The sequence below is a fragment of the Brachybacterium sp. GPGPB12 genome, assembly GCF_038396325.1.
GTDB classification, from domain to species: Bacteria; Actinomycetota; Actinomycetes; order Actinomycetales; family Dermabacteraceae; genus Brachybacterium; species Brachybacterium conglomeratum.
Window position 1 is genome coordinate 461,723 of record NZ_CP149573.1, and the last position, 21,731, is coordinate 483,453.

The following is a 21,731-nucleotide window of genomic DNA, read 5'->3' on the forward strand; positions in this document are numbered from 1 at the left end:
CGGCGACGCGACGACCCGCTGAGCGGCGGCGCTTCTGACCTCACTCGTTGATCGACGATCCGTACCACTCCCCGGAGTTGATCGACGGGAGGTACCACCGAAGTGGTACCTCCCGTCGATCTCGTCGGCCGCATCGGGGATCCATCGCGCCCGGTTGTGCCGGTCGCGTCCCCGATGCCGCGGCGCAGGGCGCATCCGCACCCTGCACCGTCTCGCTCAGGCCCGGGAGCGGGCGTTGCGGTTCAGCGCGGAGGTGATCGCCTCGAGGGAGGCGCGGGTGATCGAGCCGTCGATGCCGACGCCCCAGAAGATGCGGTCGTCGATCTCGCACTCGATGTAGGAGGCGGCGAGGGAGTCGTCGCCCTCGGTCAGGGCGTGCTCGGCGTAGTCGAGGATGCGCACGTCGATCTTCCGCTCGGCCAGCGCCTTGACGAAGCCGTCCAGCGGGCCGTTGCCGATGCCGGTGATCTCGTGCTCCTCGCCGTCGACGACGAGGGTGACGGTGATGCGGTCAGCGCCGTCGCCCGCGGACTCCTGGCGCACGTCGCGGAAGCTGTAGCGGCCCCAGCGACGCGAGTCGTCCTTCGCCGGCAGGTACTCGTCGGAGAACACGTCCCACAGCGCCTCGGGGCTGACCTCGCCGCCGCCGGAGTCGGTCCTCTGCTGGACGATGCCGGAGAACTCGATCTGCAGGCGGCGCGGGAGGTCCAGCCCGTGCTCGGTGCGCAGCAGGTAGGCCATGCCGCCCTTGCCGGACTGCGAGTTCACGCGGATCACGGCCTCGTAGGAGCGGCCGAGATCCTTGGGGTCCACGGGCAGGTAGGGCACGCGCCAGACCATGTCGTCGACGGCCTTGCCGGCCTTCTCGGCGTCGGCCTCCATGCGCTCGAGGCCCTTCTTGATGGCGTCCTGGTGGGAGCCCGAGAAGGCGGTGAACACGAGGTCGCCGCCGTAGGGCCGCGCTCGGGGACGGGCATCTGGTTGCAGTGCTCGACGGTGCGGCGCACCTCGTCGAGGTCGGAGAAGTCGATCTGCGGGTCGATGCCCTGGCTGAACAGGTTCAGGCCCAGCGTCACGAGGTCGACGTTGCCGGTGCGCTCGCCGTTGCCGAACAGGCGACCCTCGATGCGGTCGGCGCCGGCCAGGTAGCCGAGCTCGGCGGCGGCCACGCCGGTGCCGCGGTCGTTGTGGGGGTGCAGGGACAGCACGATCGAGTCGCGGCGATCGAGGTGGCGGTGCATCCACTCGATCGAGTCGGCATAGACGTTCGGGGTCGCCATCTCGACGGTCGCCGGCAGGTTGATGATCATCTTGTCCTGCGGCGTGGGCTTGATGACGTCGATGACGGAGTTGCACACACGCAGGGCGTACTCGAGCTCGGTGCCGGTGTAGGACTCCGGGGAGTACTGGTAGGTGACGGCCGTGTCCGGGATCGTCTCCTCGTACTTCTTGCACAGCAGCGCGCCCTGCACGGCGATGTCGAGCACGGCGTCCTCGTCGGCGCGGAAGACGACGTCGCGCCGCACGACCGAGGTGGAGTTGTAGAGGTGGACGACGGCGCGCCTCGCGCCGGAGATCGCTTGGTAGGTGCGCTCGATGAGGTGCTCACGGGACTGGGTGAGGACCTGGATCGACACGTCCTCCGGGATGCGGTCCTCCTCGATGAGGGTGCGCACGAAGTCGTAGTCCGTCTTGGAGGCCGACGGGAAGCCGACCTCGATCTCCTTGTAGCCCATCTTCACCAGGAGCTCGAACATGCGCCTTGCGCTCGGAGTTCATGGGATCGATGAGGGCCTGGTTGCCGTCGCGCAGGTCGACCGCGCACCAGCGGGGGCGCGGGTGATGCGGCGGGTGGGCCAGGTGCGGTCGGGGAGCTCGACCTGAATCTGCTCGTGGAAGGGCAGGTACTTGTGGGTCGGCATGCCCGAGGGTCGCTGGGGCGCGTCGCCCGTGGTGCCGACGACGGGGGTCGCGGGGTCGCCCTCGGCGGCGACGGTCGCGGTGTTTGCGGTGCTCGTGGAGTCAGTCATTTCAGGTCCTTCTCGCTGGGTTTGCCGGTCGCCGGACAGCACGTCAGCCGCGACAGGTTCCCGGCGGTTCAGGACCCGTCGCGGCGTCTAAGCAGGAGCAGCGATCCACGCACGATGGCCACGTTAGCACCGTCACCCCGGCCGCTCGGGGCGGCTCACGATGCGAACAGTCGCGAGGTCTTTGCGCCTCCGCCGACGACCGTCCCGATCTCCAGCCCCCCACACACGCGCGTTCAAGCCCGCGATTGCCATGCGGACCCTCACTTCAGATCTCGCGATGACGTGCGTCGGGATCCTGAGGACCTTCGGTCTCCGGAGAACGCTCGGGCACCCACGGATCCTCGTCCTCGTCCACCGGCACGTCGCCGTTCACCAGTCGGGACTCGAGGGACTTCGAGTAGAGCGCGATGGGTTCGGAGGCGACCTCGATCGTGCCGTCGATGTCCTGCCACTCACCGCCGTCCACGGAGAACTGGCCGGCGAAGGTCGTGGTCAGAGTGACGTCGTACCAGCCCTCCCCGAGTACTTCGCCGACACCTCTTCCGACGGGTACGGCTTGCCCGGCTTGCTCGTGGTGATCGTGTTCCCGTCACCAAGATCCCAGTGATACGAAGTCGGAATGGCCCGCACCGCCACCGGCGTGCCGAGCGACTCCGTCTGGAGCGTCTGCACCTCATGCTCCGCATGTAGCACATTCACCATTCCCGCCGGCGACCACCCCCGCTCCGGCCCAGCGCTGGCCACAGACGGCTTCACCGGCGACTTCGCAAAGTCGCTCTGCGTCATGATGATCACGACCGGCTCGGGTGCCTCTGCGTCCACCGCCGTTTCGATCCCCCCAATCCCGGGAGTTGGCCTCGACGGAACCTGACAAGAGTATCCGTTGGAAGTCTCCGCGCCCGACCTCGTATCCTGCGTGATCGACTCGAAGGTCAAAGCGCCCCCCTCACGAGCACTCGATGCCCGAGGTCTCGCCAGGATCTCGCCCCCATACGTCGTGTAGTCCGGCGGCGCGGTACACGCGTCCCGGGACGCCTGGCACACCACCCCATTGCAGTTCCAGCCACCATGGTCTGCCGCCCGCGCAAACGAGTGATGAAATCGGGCACCCGTCCAGAAGGGGGCGTAACAGTATTTCCGACATCCTGACTGGCTACCGGGGGCACAGCAGGATCCCCATCACTGGCTGACCCCTCGGGGTAAAGAACATCTTCGGCAATCTGCGTATCCTCCACAGTAGCGTTGTTCTCATCTGTCGAACCCGCAATTCCAGCATACGAGAACTGCATTAAAGCGGTCCAGATTGCCAAAACCAGACCAACAGTCAGTCCCCGAGAAACTGGTCTAAACAGCGCGCCCGAGAACATCTCACCCAGCCTCCGCCGTCACTCGCACCGATACAACCTTCCAGGCCCCGTCCACCCAATCCATAACAGCCGCCGTGGTGTACCTGGTCGCGGGCTCCAACTCAAGCTCGCCGGTCTCAAGGTTTGGCTCCTCGTGCTCACCAAGCACGAAAATATAGCCAACCTCGAAATCAAACTCTTCCGAATCGTAGTGAACGACTCCGACATCTTCAATCGAGGTGGCACTCCAATAGAGCCCCGCCTCCGAGTTATCAAGAATAATTCTTCGATTCTCCGCGCACGTTTTACAACTGCCAATCTCCCGACTCTCCATGTCTTCCACGTTCCCCGTCTGATATCCCCAGATCATGAGCGCCATGTAGTACCGGAACGCCTGCTCCGCCCCCTCGGGCGTGTTCTCATCCATCCCCGGATAGTCCGCAGGATCCGGCGCGGGCACCTCCGGCGCCGCGCTCGGCGAGGCCTCGTCGCCTCCCCCATCGCTCGCGGCGCCGTCATCGCCACCCCCATCGCTCGATCCGGAGATGTCGATGCTGGGCGGCGGCGTGGTCACCGGGCCGGCTCCGCCCTCACCGCATGCGGCGAGTCCGAGGAGGAGCGTGCAGGCCGCGGCGGCGCTGAGGAGGCGTCGGGGCATGGGTGGTGCCTTCCGAAGAGTGGGACGGATCACCCTTACGGTACTCAGCAGTCACCCAGGTCCGCCATCGAACCCCGGAAATGTGGACAACCTGCTGTCAGAATCCCAGGCGACCCAGTCGCTTCGGATCCCGCGCCATTCCTTCGCGACCTTGACCCTCAGGTCCAGGTGCACCTTCCGGCCCAGCAGGGCGTTGATCTCGCTGCGTGCCCGGGAGCCGACCTCCTTCAGGCGCGATCCGCCGCGGCCGATGATGATGCCCTTCTGGCTGTCGCGCTCCACGAACAGCGTCGCCCGCACAACGAGCCGTCCGGTGCCGGGCTCGACCGGGGTGAACGCATCCCCGTCGGGGTCGACCTCGACGACCTCCTCGACGACCACGGCGATCGAGTGCGGCGACTCGTCGCGCACGCCCTCCAGCGCCGCCTCGCGGATCAGCTCGGAGATGCGGTCATCGCGGGTCTCCTCGGTGAGCTGGTCGTCGGGATAGAGTCGCGGGCCCTCCGGCAGCTGCCGGGTGACGACGTCCATCAGCACGTCGATCTGCTCGCCCTTCACGGCGGAGATCGGCACGATCTCGTCGAAGTCCATGAGCTGGTCGACGTTCATCAGGTGCTCGGCCAGTACGTCGCGCCCCACCAGGTCGATCTTGGTGACGATCGCGACCACGCGGGGTCCGCGTCGGCCGGTGCGCATCTCGACGAGGTCCTCGGCGATGAACCGGTCGCCGGGGCCGATCTTCTGGTCGGCGGGCAGGCAGAAGCCCACCACGTCGACCTCACCGAGGGTCTCGCGCACCAGGTCGTTCAGCCGCTCCCCGAGGAGCGTGCGGGGGCGGTGCACTCCCGGGGTGTCCACGAGGATGATCTGGGAGTCCTCACGGGTGACGATGCCGCGGATCGCGCGCCGCGTGGTCTGCGGCTTGGTCGAGGTGATCGCGACCTTCTCCCCCACCAGCGCGTTGGTGAGGGTGGACTTGCCGACGTTGGGCCGGCCGACGAGTGCGACGAATCCTGCCCGGTGCACGCCGCCGCTCTCAGCTCCGGTGCCGTCGGCGGTGCCGGGCACCTCTTGCTCATCGCTCATGGGGATCCTCCTGGTCTCGGTGCTCGTCCTCGTCGTCGGCCGCCCTGCTCACCAGCACGGTGGAGAGCCGTTTGCGCCGTCCCGCGGTCCGCTCAGCCTCGAGGTCGAGGCCGTAGGCGGTGGCGGTGTCGCCGGGGATCGGCACCCGCCCGGTGATCTTGGCGAGCGACCCGCCGACGGAGTCGATGTCGTCGTCGTCGATGTCGAGGCCGAACAGCTCCCCCACCTCGGACAGGCTCGCACGGGCGGGCACCCGGTAGCGGCCTCCGCCGAGGTCCTCGATCTCGGGCTCGCGCCGATCGTGCTCGTCGGCGATCTCGCCGACGATCTCCTCGAGGACGTCCTCGATGGTGACGATGCCGGCCACTCCCCCGTACTCATCCACCAGCACCGTGATGTGCACATGGCTGGTCTGCATCTGGCGCAACACCTCGTCGGCCGGGACGAACTCGGGCGCGAACCGGGCCGGGCGCATCACCTCGCTCACGGGCCGGCGCGGGCGCGGGTCCCAGGGCGAGTGGATCGCGCGCATCACGTCCTTGACATAGAGCATGCCGCGCAGGTCGTCGACGTTCTCGCCGATCACGGGGATCCGGGAGAAGCCCGAGCGGACGAACAGCCGCATCGCCTTCTCGGCGCTGGAATCGGCGGTGATGGTGACCATGTCGGGACGGGGCACCATCAGCTCTCGCACCATCGTGCCGCGCAGGTCGAAGACGCCCTGGATCATGTCGCGCTCGCCGTCGCGGACGTGCTCGTCCTCCAGGGCGCGGTCCACGTTGCGGCGAGCCTTCTCAGCACGCTCCTCGGGATCCTCCTGGTCGCCGGCGCGGGCGGCGAGGGACGCGCCGAGGTTCGCGAGCGCGCTCGCGGGCACCCACAGCACCCACCGCATCACGGCGACGAGGCCGCGGGAGGAGACCAGCACCGATTCGGCGCGACGTCGGCCGATGGCGCGCGGGGAGATCGCGAGCATCAGCGGCGCCATCAGCCCGGCGATGAGCGGCGTGGCCAGCGAGCGGCGGCGCCCAGCCCTCGCCGGGTCGCAGCTCGGCATGGGCGGAGAAGCAGATCGCGGCGATCGCCGTGACCATGACGGTCTCGCCGAGCACCCGGCCCAGGGAGACGGAGGCGAGGGTGCGGCCGGAATCCGCGTGCTGGTGGAGGACCCGCTCACGGACGGCGGCGGGCTGGTCCGCGACCGCCTTCTCGAGCGTGCCGCGGCTGACGGCGAGCTGGGCGGCGTCGACCGCGGTGAGCACCGCCGAGACGACCCCGCCGACGAGCGCGAGCGGGACGAGCACGAGCAGGGCGAGGCTGAGCGCACTCACGCACGCCCTCCTCGGGCCGTCGGGCGCGGGGCAAGGGCCGCACCGCACGCGTCCGACGGGGCGATCGGAGCGGCGCGGTGCCCGGGAGGTTGATCAGGCTGGGACATCGCGGCTCAGGCGCTCGGCCGTGAGGCGAGGAAGGTGAGCAGGAGCTTGCGCTGGAGCTCGAACATCACCGTGCGCTCGTCCTCCTCCATGTGGTCGTACCCCAGCAGGTGGAGGATCGAGTGGACGGTCAGCAGCAACATCTCCTCGACGGCGCTGTGCCCGGACTCGGCGGCCTGCTTCGCGGCGACGCTCGGGCACAGCACCACATCACCCAGCAGTCCCTCCGGGGCGGGGTGCTCGGGGGTGCCGGGGGTGAGCTCGTCCATCGGGAAGCTCATCACGTCGGTGGGGCCGGGCAGGTCCAGCCACTGCACGTGCGACTTCTCCATCGCCTCCTCGTCCACGAAGATGATCGACATCTCGGTGGCGGGGTGGAGGTGCATCGCCTCGAAGACGAAGCGGCTCAGCTCCACGAACTCGCGCTCGTCGACGACCGCGGTGGTCTCGTTGCGGATCTCGATGGTCATGCTCAGTTCCCCTTGCTGCGGTGGCGGGAGTCGCGGGTGCCGCCGGGTCGGATCTCCCAGCGCCCGTACGCCTCGACGATGTCGCTGACCAGCCGGTGGCGCACCACGTCCCGGGAGGAGAGGCGGCAGAAGGAGATGTCGTCGATGCCGGAGAGGACGTTCTCGACCACGCGCAGGCCGCTCTGGTGCCCGCCGGGGAGGTCGACCTGGGTGACGTCGCCGGTGACGACCATGGTGGAATTGAAGCCGAGGCGGGTGAGGAACATCTTCATCTGCTCGGGCGTCGTGTTCTGCGCCTCGTCGAGGATGATGAAGGCGTCGTTGAGGGTGCGGCCGCGCATGTACGCCAGGGGCGCGACCTCGATGGTGCCGGCGCCCATCAGACGCGGGATCGACTCGGGGTCGAGCATGTCGTGCGGCGCATCGTAGAGCGGGCGCAGGTAGGGGTCGATCTTCTCGTTCAGCGAGCCGGGGAGGAAGCCGAGTCGCTCGCCGGCCTCGACCGCGGGACGGGTGAGGATGATGCGGTTGATCTGCTTGGAGAGCGGCTTCTGCACCGCCATCGCGACGGCGAGATAGGTCTTGCCGGTGCCGGCCGGGCCGATCCCGAAGGTGATCGTGGAGCTCTCGATCGCCTCGATGTAGCTCTTCTGCCCCATGGTCTTGGGGCGGATGGTGCGGCCGCGGGAGGAGAGGATCGTGCGGGAGAGGACCTCCTCGAGCTTGCGGCCGCTCGCCCGGTCGTCGCCGAAGAGGTTCGCGGCGCGGCCGCACGGCCTCGGCGGTGACGGGCTGGCCGGTGCCGGCCAGCTCGATGAGGGAGCGCATGATGTGCTCGCCGCGGCGCGGCGCGTCGTCGGTGCCGCGCAGGGTCACCTGGTGGCCGCGCACGTGCACGTCGGTGTCGGGGACGGCGTCCTCGAGGGCGGCCAGCGCCTGGTCGTTCTCCCCGAGCACCTGGAAGGGGCTGAGATGGTCGGGGATCGCCAGCTTCCGCTCGCGCACCTCGGGGGCGCGTCCGGGAGCCGGGTTGAGGGGGTCTGTCACAGTTCTCCTTCTGCGAGCTTCCCGCCCGCGAGGACGTGCGCGTGCACGTGGAAGACGGTCTGTCCGGCGCTCGCGCCGGTGTTGAAGACGAGGCGGAAGTCGCCGTCGGCCTGCTCGGCGGCGACCTTCGCGGCGACGGTGGCGGTGTGGGCGAGGAGCGCGGGGTCCTCGGCGAGCTCGGTCACGTCGCGGCGGTGCTCGCGCGGGACCACCAGGACGTGCACCGGCGCCTGCGGATGGAGGTCCTTGAAGGCGATGACCTTCTCGTCCTCGTGGACACGATCCGAGGGGATCTCCCCGGCGAGGATCCGGCAGAAGATGCAGTCGGGATCGTGACGCAGTGTGTCGTTGCGGTTGACGCTCGTACCCATGGTCGCGAGTCTACGGGAGCGACGAACACCATCCCTCCTTGGGGAAGCCCCCGGGAGTATGAGAAGTTTGAAGGACTATGACGAAGCTCGGAATCCTCCTCAGCAGTGCCCGCCCCAACCGCGTCGGCGAGAAGGTGGCCCAGTGGGTCAGCGCCTCGGCCGACGGCCGCTTCGAGATCGATCTCATCGATCTGCGCGAGATCGCTCTGCCCTCCTTCGACGAGCCCTCCTCGCCGAAGTCCGGCGCCGAGAAGACCACCGACCACGGCCGCTCCTGGGCCGAGCGGATCGCCGCGCTCGACGCGATCGTGATCCTCACCCCGCAGTACAACGGCTCCTACCCGGGCGCCCTGAAGAACGCGATCGACTTCCTCTTCCACGAGTGGGAGAACCTCCCCACGATCCTGATCGGCTACGGCTGGGGTGCGGCGAACGAGGTGTCGCCGCTGCTGGAGACCCTGATGGGCCGCGTGGGCGCCGACGTCGTCGGCTCCGTCGGCCTCGGCTTCCGCGAGGATCTCTCCGTCGAGGGTGAGCTGTTCGTCACCGAGGAGAAGGCCACAGCGCTCGAGACCGCGCTGTCCGCGCTCGAAGCGAAGGTGCTCTCCCCGGTCGGCTGACCACCGCTCCCTCACGTCGCAGGACCCCGCCGGCGCCGAGCGTCGGCGGGGTCCTGTCGTCGGCGGGGTCCGCCGGTGGGCTCAGCCCCAGCGGCCGACCAGCGCGCTGAGCACCGCGAGGGCCGCGGGGCCGGCGGTGGAGGAGCGCAGCACCTCGGGGCCCAGCGGCACCGTCCGGGCACCGGCCTCGCGCGCGCCTCCAGCTCGGAGTCGTCGATCCCGCCCTCGGGGCCGACGACCACGACGATCTCCTCCATCCCGGCCTCGCTCGCACCGCGCGGCTCCTCGGCGAGGCTCATCACGCCGACGGACTCCTGCTCGTGCAGGACGAGCACGAGCGTCCCGTCGGCCGCGCGGGCGCGCAGGTCCTCGACGAGCGCGCTCGTGGTCATCGGGGCGTCGACCGCGGGGATGCCGGGCCGACGGCACTGCTTGACGGCGGCGCGGGCGGTGCCCTCCCACTTCGCGCGGCCCTTGGCGAGCTTCTCCCCCGCCATACGGAGACGGAGCGCTTCGCGATCCACGGGACGATGCGGTCGATGCCGAGCTCGGTCGCGGACTCGACGGCCTGCTCGTCGCGGCCGCCGGTCGCGAGGGCCTGCACCAGCGCGAGTCGGGGCAGACGCCGCACGGCCGGGGACGGGTCCGCGAGCAGGCACAGGTCGAGCGCCTCCTTGCGGGAGGCGGTGACCTCGGCGAGGACCTGTCGGCCGGGGGCGTCGGTGAGGAGCAGCTGCTCCCCACCCCGATCCGGGCGACCTTGGCCGCGTGGCGGCCCTCGTCGCCGGCGAGCTCGAGCTGGTCTCCCTCACGGGCGGCGGCGAGGGCCTCGTCGAGGATCAGGAAGCCGGGCGGGGTGGTGGGCACTGGCTCTCCCGCCTCAGAGGTTCAGGCGCTCGCGGAGCTTCGCGAACGGGCCGCCGTGGTTCTTGGGACGGGTGGCCTCGTCGCCGCGGAGGGCGGCGAAGCGCTCGAGCGGCTCGCGCTCCTCGTCGGTGAGCGCGGTGGGCACGTCCACGTCGAGCACCACGCGGATGTCGCCGCGGCGCTCGCGGCGCAGCGGGGTGACGCCGAGGCCCTTGAGGACGATCTCCTCGCCGGGCTGGGCGCCGGGGCGGATGTCGAGCTCCTGCTCCCCGTCGAAGGTCTCCAGCGGGATCGTCGCGCCCAGCGCGGCGGTCGTCATCGGCACGGAGACCGTGGTGACGAGGTCGTCGCCGGAGCGGTCGAACATCTCGTGGTCCTTGACGGACAGCTCCACGAAGAGGTCGCCGGAGGGGCCGCCGGCCTCGCCGGTCTCGCCCTCGCCGCGCCTGGATGCGGGTGCCGTTCTCGACGCCGGAGGGGATGCGCACGGTGACGGTGCGCTCGGTTGCGGTGCGGCCGTGGCCGGAGCGGCCGGTGCAGGGGCTCTCGATCACGTCGCCGTGGCCCTCGCAGGTGGGGCAGGGCGCCATGGTGACCATCTGGCCCAGCAGCGACTGCTGGACGCGCTGGACGTGGCCGGAGCCGTTGCAGGCGGTGCAGCGGGTCGGGCTTGTGCCCGGCTCGGCGCAGGAGCCGGAGCGGCGCTCGCACAGCACGGCGGTGCGGAAGGTGACGTCCTGCTCGGTGCCGAAGACGACGTCGCGCGGCTCGATCTTCACCCGGCGCGCACGTCGCCGCCGCGGCGCCGCCGCGGGACGGGGCCCTGGTTGCGCCCGCGCATCCCGGAGGCTCCGGCGAACATGTCGAAGATGTCGTTGAAGTCGAATCCGGCGCCGCCGCCGGGGAAGCCGCCCATGCCCGGGCCGCCGCCCATGTCGTACTGGCGGCGCTTGTCCGCATGGGAGAGGGTCTCGTACGCCTGGGAGACCTTCTTGAACTTCTCCGCCGCCTCCGGGTCCGGGTTGACGTCCGGGTGGAGGGTGCGGGCGAGCTTGCGGTACGCCTTCTTGATCTCCTCGGTCGAGGCGTCGCGGGAGACGCCGAGCGGCTCGTAGTAGTCGTCGTTCACAGGCGTGGGTCCTTCACAGGGGGTCGGGGGTCGGTCACGGCCGGCGACGGGCGCGGGGCCCGCCGGCGCGGTCATTCGAGGAATCGGGAGACGTAGCGGGCGATCGCCTGGACGGTCGAGATCCCGGCGGCGTAGTCCATGCGGCTGGGGCCGAGGATCGCGAGGTGGGAGCCGGCGCCGTAGCCCGCACCGACGAGCGCGGCCTGGTGCGGCGCCCGGTCGTGGAGCTCGGAGCCGATCCGCACCTGCACGTCCCCCGGGGAGACGTGCATCTCGGTGAACAGGCGCAGCGGCACCACCAGTTGCTCCTCGAGGACGTCCAGCGGCGGCTCGACGTCGCGGGCGAAGTCCTCGGCGGAGCGGGCGATGTTCGCGGTGCCCGCCATCATGATGCGGTCCTCGGCGCGGGTCGCGGCCAGCGCGGTGAGCGCCTCGGCCACCTCCGCGGCGGCGGGCCGCTCGGGGACGGGCAGGGACTCGAGGTATTCCGTCAGCGGCCCTGCGAGGTCGGTGACCTCCCGGCCGGCGACGGCGCGGTTGAGCTGGTCGCGCGGCGCCGCGTAGTACTCGGCGGGGCGGCCGGCGATGACGGGGACGGTGCGCTGGTCCACCCGCCCCGACTCGGTGATCAGCACGACCAGCAGCAGCGAGTCCGCGACCTTCACGAGCTCGACGTGGCGGATGCGGGCCTGGCGCCGGGCCGGGTACTGCACCATCGCGACCTGCTGGGTGAGCTGGGCGAGGAGGCGCACGGTGCGGGCCAGGAGCTCCTCGACGTCCCCCGCGTCCTCGAGCAGGGCGCGGATCGCTCGCTTCTCGGCGGCGGAGAGGGGCTTGACCATCGCGACGTGGTCGACGAAGGCGCGATAGCCCTTGTCGGTGGGGACGCGGCCGGCGGAGGTGTGGGGCTGGTGGATCAGCCCCTCCTCCTCGAGGACGGACATGTCGTTGCGGACGGTCGCCGCGGAGACGCCGAGCTCGTGCCGCTCCAGCAGCGACTTCGAGCCGACGGGCTCGCGCGTGGAGACGTAGTCCTCGACGATGGCGCCGAGGATCTGGAGCTTGCGGTCGTCCATGTCGTGCACCTCCTGCCGCGCGGTCCGGCACCGGGGCGTCCCGGCGCCCGGGTCTCCCTGGACATTGGCACTCTCCCATGCCAAGTGCCAATCGTACGCGTCCGCGGCGTGCTTCGCAGGGAGGCGTTCGCCACGGGGATACAGTGTCCGCCGTGTCCACCCCGCCTGCTCGCTTCCCCGACCGGTACGGCGCCGATGTGCTCTCCTCCGGTCCACCCGCCCATCACCGCCGCCGCCCCGTCGGCCGCGAGGTCCCCGCGCGGCCGCGACCTCGTCGTCGAGGAGGCCTCGACCGGCTTCACCGGCGCGATCACGCGCGTGGAGAAGACGGCCGGAGAGCTGATCGTCGAGCTGGAGGACGGCCGCGGCCGACGCCGCACCTTCCCGCTCGGGCCGGGCTTCATGATCGACGGGCGTGACCCGTGGTCCTCACCCGCCCGCAGGCGGCGCAGAAGGCGCCCGTCCGCAAGCGCTCCGCCTCCGGCTCGGTGTACGTCCAGGGGGCGAAGGCGCGCACCGCACGTGCCTCGCGGATCTGGGTCGAGGGCACCCATGACGCGGAGCTGGTGCAGAAGGTGTGGGGCCACGACCTGCGGATCGAGGGCATCGTCGTCGAGCGGCTCGAGGGCGCCGACAACCTCGCCGAGCGCGTGCGCGAGTTCGGCCCCTCGCCCGGCCGCCGGCTCGGGATCCTGGTGGACCACCTGGTGAAGGGGTCGAAGGAGTCCCGCATCGCGGCCGAGGTGATGGCCCTGCCGGGCGCCCGCGGGAACGTCACCGTGCTCGGCCACCCGTACGTCGACGTGTGGCAGGCCGTGAAGCCCGCACGCGTGGGGCTGAAGGAGTGGCCGCACATCCCCAGGGGGACGGACATCAAGGTCGGCTCCCTCGCCGCGCTCGGCTGGCCCCACGAGGACAAGGCCGACATCGGCCTGGGCTGGAAGCGGATCCTCTCCACGGTCCGCTCCTACGCCGACGTCGAGCCGACGCTCTCGGGGCGCATCGAGGAGCTCATCGACTTCGTCACCGTCGACCAGCGCTGACCGGGCCGCGGCACGGGACGGGGAGGCGAGCAGTCGATGCGCCTCTCGGCGCGGCCGACGGCGGCCCTCGGGAGCCCACCAGGGGGATATCCCCCAGCGGATGCGGCGGACCGCCGCGCTGACCGCGGGGTCTCCGGCTCGTTAGGGTGAACCCGTCACCCGAGACGACGGCCCCCGCGCCGACCGAGACGAAGAAGGATCCCATGAGCCAGACTCCGCATCCGCACGACCCGTACGGCACCGAGCCCGGCACCCCCGCCTCCGACTCGCTGCCCGAGCGGCCTGCCGCGCGCCCGGCCTCGGACCACCTCGACATCGACGCCCCTGCCGCCCCCGCGCCGCAGGAGCAGGGCGCGCGACCTCGGACCCGGCAGAGCATCCCTACGATCCGTTCGCGCAGTCCGCTCCCGGCGCGCGACCGTCCCCCGCCGCGCAGCGAGGACCCCTACGGGCGCCGGGCTCCGCTCAGCAGGCGGATCCCTACGGGCAGTCCGCGAGCTCGGCCGCTCCGGCCGCGGCGCCGGCCTCCCCCTACGGGGCGCCCTCGCCGTCCCAGCCCTCCCCGCGACCGGACCACGCCCACCAGCCATACGGGCAGCAGCAGGCTCCGCACGCCCAGCAAGCACGCTCCCCACGCCGCCCACGGACAGACCTCAGCCGGAGGAACCATGAACCCCGACCAGGCCCCCGCCCACGTCAAGGGCGTCTTCGACGGCCCGCTCATCGGTCAGCCCACCACCGAGTCCGACACGAAGCTCTGGGCGATGTTCGCACATCTCTCGGCGATCGTCGGCTACGTGATCGGCGCCGGCTTCCTCGGCTGGCTCGGCCCGCTGATCATCTTCCTGGTCTACAAGGACCGCAACCGCTTCGTCCGCTACAACGCGGCGGAGGCGCTGAACGCGGCGATCGCGACCCTGATCGTGGAGATCGCGCTGGCCATCGTCTTCACGATCATCACGGTCATCACCTTCGGCTTCGGCTCGGTCCTCTTCGCCCTCATCGGCGTCCCGGCGCTGGTCCACGTCGTCTTCGCCATCATCGGCGCGGTGAAGGCCTACCAGGGCGAGTGGTGGAACTACCCCGTCAACATCCGCCTCGTGAAGTGATCCGCGTCCGCAGCAGCTGAGTCACGGCCGACGGCCGGGCGCAGGAGCCCCCGGGAATCGTTCCCGGGGGCTCCTGCATGTCGGGGCGCGGGCGTCCGATGCCGCGCGCCGGAACCGGATGCCGCGCGCCCGGGCCGGACGCCGTGGGCCAGGACTCGACACCATGCGCAGGGTCCTGCCGCACGGCGCCGCGGCCCGTCACATCCAGTTCACGCCATCCTGCTCGAACTCGGCGAGGCGGTGGCGCGCCAAGCGCCGCAGCAGGTCCTCCGGCATCGGCGCGTCGTAGGGGAGCTTCACGCGCCCTTGCCGGTCTCGAGCCCCTCGAGCTCCCCGGCGAAGGCCTCCTTCGCGCTCGGGGTGACGGTGAAGTTCGCGTGCGCCTTGTGGGCGCTGATGACGAGCAGGATCGTGCCGCGGGGGTGGACGAAGGCGGGGTCGCCCCATTTGATCGCCTCGGTCGCCTCGGGCGGCTCCTCGCGCACCAGGTTCCGCAGCTCGGCGAGCCGGGTGCGGGCCGGGTCCTCGAGGGCGGCGAGGTACTCGTCGATCGTCGTCGGGCGGGATCCCGTCGGTGGCGTCATGCGGACAGTGTGCACCTCGGTGATCCGTCGGACCGGTGGATCGACGACCAGAGAGCACGGTCGCCGGGGCGGCGAGCAGGAGGCGCCTCGGGCTCGACGGGCTCGGTCGTCGAGATCGTTCCGCGGCCGACGGGTCTCAGGGCACGAGGTCGCGGATCACCGCGTCAGCGAGCAGACGCCCCTCCCTGGTGAGGACCGCCCGGCCTGCGGCGAGGGCGTCGGGATCGAGGTGGCCCCGGTCGCGGTGCACCTCGAGCATCGAGCGGTTCTGCTCAGGCACGACGTCGACGGCGAGGCCGTCGGCGATCCGCGACTCGAGCATGATGCGCTCGACGAGCCGGTCCTCGGCGGCGACCTGCTCGCTGTCCGCGACGGGCAGTTCGCCGGAGGCGAGCATGCGCGCGTAGCGGCTGGGATGCTTCACGTTCCAGGAGCGCAGGCCGTCGCGGTGGCGGTGGGCGCCGGGTCCGATCCCCCACCAGTCCCCGCCCTTCCAGTAGGCGAGGTTGTGGCGGGAGCGGTGCTCGGGGGTGCGGGCGAAGTTGGAGACCTCGTACCAGGTCAGGCCCGCCTCGCGCGTGAGGTCGTCGACGAGCTCGTACTTGTCGGCCATGTCGTCGGGGTCGGGCGCCTCGATCTCGCCGCGTCGCAGCCGCCGGGCCATGGCGGTGTTGCCCTCGATGATCAGCGAGTAGGCGGAGAGGTGGTCGACCTCGCAGGCCAGGGCCGCGCGCACGGAGGCCTCGACGTCGGCGACGGTCTCCCCCGGCGTGCCGTAGATGAGGTCCAGGCTCACCTGCGGCCCGGCGTCCTTCGCCCACTGGACCACCTGCGGCACCCGCTCGGGGTCATGGGTGCGGTCCAGGGTCGCGAGCACCGAAGGGATCGCGGACTGCATGCCGATCGAGACGCGGGTGACCCCGCCGTCGGCCAGGCGCGAGAGCGAGGCGCGGGTGACCGAGTCGGGATTCGCCTCGGTGGTGACCTCGGCGCCGTCCGCGAGCGGGATCAGCGAGCGAAGATGGTCGAGCATCCGCACCAGGTCGTCGGCGGGCAGGAGGGTGGGGGTGCCGCCGCCGAAGAAGACGGTGGAGATCTCCTCGTACTCGTACCCTGCCGCGCGGTCCGCGGCGAGGGTCAGGTACATCTCGGCCATCGCGTTGTCCGCGTACTCGGCCTGGGAGCCGCCCCCGCCCAGCTCGGCGTTCGTGTAGGTGTTGAAGTCGCAGTACCCGCAGCGTACGGCGCAGAACGGGACGTGGATGTAGGCGGAGAGGTCCTTCACGGCCGTCACAGCCCGAGACCGAGACCGAGGCCCCGTCCGGTGGAGCGCGCCGCTCCGGGAAGTCCTCGCGCTCCCCCGCCCGGGCGAGCGTCTTCTGCGCCGCCCCGACGAGTGTCTCGTACAGCACGGTGCCGCTCGCCTCCGCCCAGTCGAGCAGGGCGCGGGCCTGCGCGGCGTCCAGCCCCCGGAAGGCGTCGGCGATGGTCACGCCGTGGTCCGGGCGCTCGAGCACCTCGATCGCGTCGCCGGCGCGCACCTCGCCCTCGACGAGCACGCGGAAGTAGGCGCCGGCGCGGCCCTGGTCGGTGAAGGCGCGTCCCCAGCGGCGGTCCCCCATCCAGGCGGCGAAGGTGCCGCAGGGGTTGCGGGGGCAGGTCGCCTCGAGCTCGGCGCCGCCGATCCGCCAGCGCTCGCCGATCACCGCATGGTCGGTGTCCTGGCCGACGGTGGCGAGGTTCTCGCCGAAGAACCCGTCGGGCGCTCGTGGCCGAGCGCGGCGGCGTAGGCCTCGCGCACCTCCCGGGAGTAGGCGTAGACGGCCTTGAAGATCCCGCCGTGGTGCTCACGGTCGCCCTGCACGTCGCCGAGCACGCCGTGGGTGAGCGGCGTGACGGGCCCGTCGGCCGGTCGCTTGTCGATCCCGCTCATGAGGGAGCGCTCGCGCACCGCGAAGAGCTGGGCGACCGTGCACACCGCGCCGAGCCGGCCGCCGCCGGGTTCGAAGGTGACCTCGAGCGGGTCGAGGCGGCGCGGGGCGGTCTCGGTCAGCGGGCCGGGCGCGGTGCTCACTTCTTCTTCTTCTTCTCATCCTTCGAGGGCTCCGCGGCGTCGGAGGAGAGCGCGGCGATGAAGGCCTCCTGCGGCACCTCGACGGAGCCGATGTTCTTCATGCGCTTCTTGCCCTCCTTCTGCTTCTCCAGCGGCTTGCGCTTGCGGGAGATGTCGCCGCCGTAGCACTTGGACAGCACGTCCTTGCGCATGGCGCGGATGTTCTCGCGGGCGATGATGCGCGAGCCGATCGCGGCCTGGATCGGGACCTCGAACTGCTGGCGCGGGATGAGCTTCTTGAGCTTGCCGGACATCTCCACGCCGTAGGAGTAGGCCTTGTCGCGGTGCACGATCGCGCTGAACGCGTCGACCGGCTCGCCCTGCAGGAGGATGTCGACCTTGACCAGGTCCGCAGTCTGCTCGCCGGAGACGTCGTAGTCCAGCGAGGCGTAGCCGCGGGTCTTGGACTTCAGCTGGTCGAAGAAGTCGAAGACGATCTCCGCCAGCGGCAGGGTGTAGCGCGCTCGACGCGGTCCTCGCTGAGGTAGTCCATGCCGCCGAGGGTGCCGCGCTTGGACTGGCACAGCTCCATGACCGCGCCGATGAACTCGCTGGGCACGAGGATCGTCGCCGAGGCGACGGGCTCGCTGATCTGGTTCACCTTCCCCTCGGGGAAGTCGGAGGGGTTCAGCACCTCGATCTCGGTGCCGTCCTCCATCACGACCTGGTAGACCACGGAGGGGGCGGTGGAGATGAGGTCCAGGTCGAACTCGCGCTCGAGCCGCTCGCGGATGATCTCCAGGTGCAAAGCAGGCCCAGGAAGCCGACGCGGAAGCCGAAGCCGAGCGCGGTGGAGGTCTCCGGCTCGTAGACGAGCGCGGCGTCGTTGAGCTTGAGCTTGTCCAGCGCGTCGCGCGGCGACGGGATAGTCGGAGCCGTCGATCGGGAACAGGCCCGAGTAGACCATGGGCTTCGGGTCCGAGTAGCCGGCCAGCGGCTCGGTCGCGCCGCGCACCGAGGTGGTGATCGTGTCGCCCACCTTGGACTGGCGCACGTCCTTCACTCCGGTGATGAGATAGCCGACCTCGCCCGGGCCGATGCCCTGGGTGGGGTGCGGCTCCGGGGAGCTCACGCCGATCTCGAGCGGCTCGTGGTGGGCGCCGGTGGACATCATGTCGATCCGGTCGCGGGCTTTGAGGAAGCCGTCGACGACGCGCACGTAGGTGACCACGCCGCGGTAGGTGTCGTAGACGGAGTCGAAGATCATCGCGCGGCAGGGGGCGTCGACCTGTCCCTCGGGGGCGGGCAGGGTGCGCACCACGTGGTCGAGCGACTCGGGCACGCCCACGCCGGTCTTCCCGGACACGCGCGAGACGTCCTCGGGGTCCACGCCGACGAGCTGGCCGATCTCGGCCGCGTACTTCTCGGGCTCGGCGCCGGGCAGGTCGATCTTGTTCAGCACCGGGATGATGGTCAGGTCGTGCTCCATCGCGAGGTACAGGTTCGCGAGCGTCTGCGCCTCGATGCCCTGCGCGGCGTCGACCAGCAGGATCGCACCCTCGCAGGCGGCGAGGGAGCGGGAGACCTCGTAGGTGAAGTCCACGTGCCCGGGGGTGTCGATCATGTTCAGGGCGTAGTTGACGCCCTCGACCTGCCAGGGCATGCGCACGGCCTGGGACTTCACGGTGATGCCGCGCTCGCGCTCGATGTCCATCCGGTCGAGGTACTGGGCGCGCATGGCGCGCTCCTCGACGATCCCGGTGATCTGCGGCATCCGGTCGGCCAGCGTCGACTTGCCGTGGTCGATGTGGGCGATGATGCAGAAGTTGCGGAGCCGCTCCTGGGGCGTCGACGCGGGAGCGATGTCCCGTGCCTCATCGGCAGCGATCCTCGGGGTCACCGGCATTCGTCCTCTCGTCGATGGTGTGCCGGGCGCGCATGCGCCGGGCATCGGTCCATGGTCTCACGTCTTGCGCGCGCGCCGCGGCGTCCCGGGAACGACCGACGGGCCGACGTCACAGCGGGGCCGACGGGACCGCCCGGCCGGGCCCCGTCCCGGAGGAGGGCAGCGGGCCGGGGCGTTCACCGCCCGTCGGCCTCCCCCGCGCCCATCAGGCGCCGCCCGGGCCGCGGCGGGCTCAGGCGGCGGGGTGGAAGTAGGTGGTGCCCAGCGATCTCGTGACGGCGCCGGTGACGCGCTGGAGTCGCTCCATCTCGTCCTCGAAGTCCTCGGTGATGTCCTCGAGCTGGCGGAAGCGCAGGCTCGCGAGCGCGCGGCCGACGATCCTGCGGCCCGGCTCGGCGGTGCCGAGGCGGTCGAAGCTGTTGCCGTGGAGCTTGGCGAGGGTCTCGAGCGCCTCGTCGATCTCGCTGAGGCAGTACGCGGCCGAGCGCGGGAAGATCGAGTCCAGCAAAGAGGAACTCGATCGCTCCGGAGACGCGCACGCGGCCGCGATAGGAGCGGATGTACGCCTCGTGCGCGGCCGCACGAGCGCAGCAGCGACACGGTCGCCGCGTCGGAGGTGTCGGAGAGGTCGTGGGCCTGGAGGTTGCGGGCGAGCATGTCGACCCGCTCCAGCGCCTGGCCTACGCGCAGGAACAGCCACGCCTCATCACGGGTCATCGACGCGTCCAGCAGGCCGTTGACCATGGCGCAGCGGTCCTTGGCGAACTGGAAGGCGCCGTGCATGCGGGAGGGCCGCACGCCGCGCGGCATTCCGAGGGTGGCGGTGTTCAGCGACTCCCACACCTCCGTGGACAGCGCCTCGCGCACGCCGCGGGCGTTCTCCCGCGCGGCCTGGAGGGCACCGGCGACGGAAGAGGGGTTCGCCCGGTCGGTGACCAGGCGCTCCAGCACCCGCTGCACCGTCAGGTCCTCGTCCGGCACGTCGGTGACGCCGAAGATCCCGTACACGCCCGCGCAGGAGTCGACGGGGTCGAGGGAGGCGTCCTCGGTGATCGACTGGAGCGACACGCCGAGGATGCGCGCGGTCTGGTCGGCCCGCTCCACGTAGCGGCCGATCCAGAACATCGCGTCGGCGATCCTACTGAGCATCATGGCGGTCCTCCTCGTCGTCGGCCTCGATGATCGGGATGGCGGAGGTGACCGGGTCGGGCTCGACCTCCCGCTCCTCGCCGTGCTCCTCGCGGGGGTCGTCGAACTGGTCGCGCGTGTCGTCGGTCGGGTCCTCGATCCCCTCCTCGTCCTGGTCGGCGAGACCCGAGGCGGCGGCGCCGGGGCGGCCGGCGGCGAGCACCCAGGTGTCCTTCGAGCCGCCGCCGCGGGAGGAGTTCACGATCATCTCGCCCTTCGGCAGGGCGACGCGGGTGAGCCCGCCGGGCGACACCCATACGTCGTCCCCTCTGTTCAGGGCGAAGGGGCGCAGGTCCACGTGGCGGGGCTCGGGCCCCTCGTCCACGAGGGTGGGGATGGTGGAGAGCTGGACGACGGGCTGGGCGATCCAGCCGCGCGGATCGGCGCGCGCGCCGCTTCCGCGGCGCGTCGAGCTCCTCGCGCGCGGCGGAGGGGCCGATGACGATGCCCTTGCCGCCGGAGCCGTCCACGGGCTTGACCACGAGCTCCTCGAGCCGGTCGAGCACCTCGACGAGGGAGTCGGGCTCCTCGAGCCGCCAGGTGTCGACGTTGGGGAGGATCGGCTCCTCGGAGAGGTAGTAGCGGATCAGGTCCGGGATGTAGGTGTAGGTCAGCTTGTCGTCGGCGATGCCGTTGCCGATGGCGTTGGCGACCACGACGTTGCCGGCGAGGACGGAGCGGACCAGGCCCGGCACGCCCAGCATCGAGTCGGGGCGGAACACCTCGGGGTCGAGGAAGTCGTCGTCGGTGCGCTTGTAGATCACGTCCACGCGGCGCAGTCCCGCGGTGGTGCGCATGTAGATGCGATCGCCCCGCTCGACGAGGTCCGAGGCCTCCACCAGGTCGACGCCCATCGTGCGGGCGACCAGCGAGTGCTCGAAGTAGGCGCTGTTGTAGCGGCCGGGTGTCAGCACCACCACGGTCGCCTCCTCGCCGGCGGTGTCCGGGGCGGCGGCCTGCGGCGCGGCCAGCGACCGGCCGGGGTACTCGCCGACTCGGCGCACGGGCCTGTCCGCGAACAGCTCGGGGAAGCCCTGGGCCATGGCGCGGCGGTTCGAGAGCACGTAGCTGACGCCGCTGGGCGTGCGGACGTTGTCCTCGAGCACCCGGAAGCCGCCGTCCCCGTCGCGGACCAGGTCGATGCCGGAGACGTGGATGCGCACCCCGTTCGCCGGCCGGTAGCCGCGCACCGCGTCGACCACGTAGGTCGAGGAGGTGACGAGCTCCTCGGGGATCACGCCGTCGGCGACGGCGCGCCGGTCGGTGTAGACGTCGTCGAGGAAGGCCTCCAGGGCGCGGACGCGCTGGGCGACGCCGGCGGAGACCTCGGTCCACTCCTCGGCGTCGATCACGCGCGGGATCGCGTCGATCGGGAAGGGACGCTCCTCCCCCGCGTAGTCGAAGGTGACGCCCTGGTCGAGATAGGCGCGGGCGAGGGACTCGGAGCGGGAGCGGAACTCCTCCGGTCCCAGCCCGGCCAGCGCATCGTGCGGCGCCCGATAGGTGGGGCGCACGGTGCCGTCGGCGGCGAACATCTCGTCACCGTCCGCTCCGGTGCGGGCGCCGCGGAACAGCGAGGTGTCTGACATGCCTACCATTCTCACACCGACCTCCATCCCCTCGTGGGCGCTCCGCCCAGGAAGCGAGAACCATGTCGCTGCTCTCCCGGCTCGGCTCCGTCGCCCGTTCCCTCGCCCGCAATCCCTCGGTGC

At 70.9% G+C, this 21,731-nt stretch carries 16 protein-coding genes and 9 pseudogenes; 3 read left to right on the forward strand and 22 right to left on the reverse strand.

What is annotated here, in order from left to right; all coding sequences use genetic code 11:
• Nucleotides 1-216 precede the first annotated feature (216 nt).
• The 10 genes and pseudogenes from leuA to WKH84_RS02550 form a co-directional block, all read right to left on the reverse strand.
• Nucleotides 217-1,922, reverse strand: a pseudogene (gene leuA, locus WKH84_RS02505) (2-isopropylmalate synthase).
• A gap of 373 nt (nt 1,923-2,295) precedes the next feature.
• On the reverse strand, nt 2,296-2,496 hold the full coding sequence (locus WKH84_RS02510; protein ID WP_341855519.1) for a hypothetical protein: 201 nt from the start codon (nt 2,494-2,496) through the stop codon (nt 2,296-2,298).
• A gap of 26 nt (nt 2,497-2,522) precedes the next feature.
• Nucleotides 2,523-2,966 (reverse strand): hypothetical protein, encoded by a 444-nt coding sequence (locus WKH84_RS02515; protein ID WP_341855520.1) that lies wholly within the window; start codon nt 2,964-2,966, stop codon nt 2,523-2,525.
• Nucleotides 2,967-3,398: 432 nt separating this feature from the next.
• Entirely contained in the window at nt 3,399-4,034 is a 636-nt protein-coding gene (locus WKH84_RS02520) for a DUF6318 family protein (protein ID WP_341855521.1), read from the reverse strand.
• A 97-nt stretch (nt 4,035-4,131) separates the two neighbouring features.
• A pseudogene (era, locus tag WKH84_RS02525) lies at nt 4,132-5,120 on the reverse strand (GTPase Era).
• A complete protein-coding gene (locus WKH84_RS02530; protein ID WP_341856747.1) occupies nt 5,110-6,015 on the reverse strand; it encodes a hemolysin family protein in 906 nt (301 codons plus the stop codon). The pseudogene era and the gene WKH84_RS02530 overlap by 11 nt, the downstream one beginning before the upstream one ends.
• Nucleotides 5,915-6,451, reverse strand: a complete 537-nt coding sequence (locus tag WKH84_RS02535) for a hypothetical protein (protein ID WP_341855522.1) — start codon at nt 6,449-6,451, stop codon at nt 5,915-5,917. Before WKH84_RS02535 ends, WKH84_RS02530 begins: the two co-directional genes overlap by 101 nt.
• A gap of 113 nt (nt 6,452-6,564) precedes the next feature.
• Complete coding sequence (gene ybeY, locus WKH84_RS02540) at nt 6,565-7,026, reverse strand: rRNA maturation RNase YbeY (RefSeq protein ID WP_341855523.1); 462 nt, start codon at nt 7,024-7,026, stop codon at nt 6,565-6,567.
• 2 nt (nt 7,027-7,028) lie between these two features.
• A pseudogene (locus WKH84_RS02545) lies at nt 7,029-8,073 on the reverse strand (PhoH family protein).
• On the reverse strand, nt 8,070-8,444 hold the full coding sequence (locus WKH84_RS02550; protein WP_308740929.1) for a histidine triad nucleotide-binding protein: 375 nt from the start codon (nt 8,442-8,444) through the stop codon (nt 8,070-8,072). The pseudogene WKH84_RS02545 and the gene WKH84_RS02550 overlap by 4 nt, the downstream one beginning before the upstream one ends.
• Before the next feature lie 77 nt (nt 8,445-8,521).
• Here WKH84_RS02550 and WKH84_RS02555 point away from each other — a divergent pair, with 77 nt between their 5' ends.
• Nucleotides 8,522-9,064: an NAD(P)H-dependent oxidoreductase gene (locus WKH84_RS02555; RefSeq protein ID WP_341855524.1), complete on the forward strand. Its 543-nt coding sequence runs from the start codon at nt 8,522-8,524 to the stop codon at nt 9,062-9,064.
• Between the two features lie 81 nt (nt 9,065-9,145).
• Here WKH84_RS02555 and WKH84_RS02560 read toward each other — a convergent pair.
• The 3 genes and pseudogenes from WKH84_RS02560 to hrcA all read right to left on the reverse strand — a co-directional run bounded on the left by WKH84_RS02560 (nt 9,146) and on the right by hrcA (nt 12,136).
• Nucleotides 9,146-9,931, reverse strand: a pseudogene (locus WKH84_RS02560) (16S rRNA (uracil(1498)-N(3))-methyltransferase).
• Nucleotides 9,932-9,944: 13 nt separating this feature from the next.
• Nucleotides 9,945-11,060 (reverse strand): annotated as a pseudogene (dnaJ, locus tag WKH84_RS02565) (molecular chaperone DnaJ).
• A 71-nt stretch (nt 11,061-11,131) separates the two neighbouring features.
• Nucleotides 11,132-12,136 (reverse strand): heat-inducible transcriptional repressor HrcA, encoded by a 1,005-nt coding sequence (hrcA, locus tag WKH84_RS02570; RefSeq protein WP_341855525.1) that lies wholly within the window; start codon nt 12,134-12,136, stop codon nt 11,132-11,134.
• Between the two features lie 143 nt (nt 12,137-12,279).
• Between hrcA and WKH84_RS02575 the strand changes: the two are divergent.
• Together WKH84_RS02575 and WKH84_RS02580 are read left to right on the forward strand one after the other, a co-directional pair.
• Nucleotides 12,280-13,179, forward strand: a pseudogene (locus WKH84_RS02575) (DUF3097 domain-containing protein).
• A gap of 668 nt (nt 13,180-13,847) precedes the next feature.
• Nucleotides 13,848-14,288, forward strand: a complete 441-nt coding sequence (locus WKH84_RS02580; protein ID WP_341855526.1) for a DUF4870 domain-containing protein — start codon at nt 13,848-13,850, stop codon at nt 14,286-14,288.
• Nucleotides 14,289-14,584: 296 nt separating this feature from the next.
• On the opposite strand, the gene WKH84_RS02585 is transcribed toward WKH84_RS02580, so the two are convergent.
• The 9 genes and pseudogenes from WKH84_RS02585 to WKH84_RS02625 all read right to left on the reverse strand — a co-directional run bounded on the left by WKH84_RS02585 (nt 14,585) and on the right by WKH84_RS02625 (nt 21,608).
• Nucleotides 14,585-14,887 carry a DUF1801 domain-containing protein gene (locus WKH84_RS02585; RefSeq protein WP_341855527.1) on the reverse strand — a complete coding sequence of 101 codons (303 nt, stop codon included), beginning with the start codon at nt 14,885-14,887 and terminating at the stop codon, nt 14,585-14,587.
• A 121-nt stretch (nt 14,888-15,008) separates the two neighbouring features.
• Complete coding sequence (gene hemW, locus WKH84_RS02590) at nt 15,009-16,166, reverse strand: radical SAM family heme chaperone HemW (protein ID WP_341855528.1); 1,158 nt, start codon at nt 16,164-16,166, stop codon at nt 15,009-15,011.
• Nucleotides 16,167-16,449: 283 nt separating this feature from the next.
• Nucleotides 16,450-16,581, reverse strand: a pseudogene (locus WKH84_RS02595) (MOSC domain-containing protein); the annotation flags it as partial.
• Nucleotides 16,575-16,946 (reverse strand): hypothetical protein, encoded by a 372-nt coding sequence (locus tag WKH84_RS02600; protein WP_341855529.1) that lies wholly within the window; start codon nt 16,944-16,946, stop codon nt 16,575-16,577. The gene WKH84_RS02600 and the pseudogene WKH84_RS02595, both read right to left, overlap by 7 nt.
• The gene (locus tag WKH84_RS02605) at nt 16,943-17,509 is read right to left on the reverse strand and encodes a hypothetical protein (protein WP_341855530.1); all 567 of its coding nucleotides are present in this window, start codon (nt 17,507-17,509) and stop codon (nt 16,943-16,945) included. The genes WKH84_RS02600 and WKH84_RS02605 overlap by 4 nt, the downstream gene beginning before the upstream one ends.
• Nucleotides 17,395-18,831 carry a translation elongation factor 4 gene (gene lepA / locus WKH84_RS02610; RefSeq protein ID WP_341855531.1) on the reverse strand — a complete coding sequence of 479 codons (1,437 nt, stop codon included), beginning with the start codon at nt 18,829-18,831 and terminating at the stop codon, nt 17,395-17,397. The genes WKH84_RS02605 and lepA overlap by 115 nt, the downstream gene beginning before the upstream one ends.
• 232 nt (nt 18,832-19,063) lie before the next feature.
• On the reverse strand, nt 19,064-19,531 hold the full coding sequence (locus tag WKH84_RS02615) for an alpha-E domain-containing protein (RefSeq protein WP_341856748.1): 468 nt from the start codon (nt 19,529-19,531) through the stop codon (nt 19,064-19,066).
• Nucleotides 19,468-19,983: pseudogene (locus WKH84_RS02620) on the reverse strand (alpha-E domain-containing protein); the annotation flags it as partial. The gene WKH84_RS02615 and the pseudogene WKH84_RS02620, both read right to left, overlap by 64 nt.
• A pseudogene (locus WKH84_RS02625) lies at nt 19,970-21,608 on the reverse strand (circularly permuted type 2 ATP-grasp protein). The pseudogenes WKH84_RS02620 and WKH84_RS02625, both read right to left, overlap by 14 nt.
• Nucleotides 21,609-21,731 lie beyond the last annotated feature (123 nt).